This window comes from Psychrobacter pasteurii, assembly GCF_900162815.1.
GTDB lineage: Bacteria > Pseudomonadota > Gammaproteobacteria > Pseudomonadales > Moraxellaceae > Psychrobacter > Psychrobacter pasteurii.
The window spans coordinates 1-208 of sequence record NZ_FUGD01000225.1; the positions used below are offsets into that span (position 1 = coordinate 1).

Sequence of the window (208 nt, forward strand, 5' to 3'; positions counted from 1 at the left end):
TTGGATACCTTTTAAAAAATCTGCTATCAAGTATTTGCAAACAAGGCAGACAGGTAAGAAGGGACTGAAATCAACCCTATAGCTATCGCTATCTAAAGGTCAAAAGCTCATCATTGATGTATTCGATAGCTACAACCTAAGCCTATATCAAATCAACACGCTTGAGATAGTACAAGACAGTCGTAATCGTTGGTATGCCTGTATCACT

General features: G+C 38.0%; 1 pseudogene. It reads left to right on the top strand.

The window, feature by feature from the left end:
* A pseudogene (locus tag A1232T_RS14495) lies at positions 1 to 208 on the top strand (RNA-guided endonuclease InsQ/TnpB family protein); the annotation flags it as partial.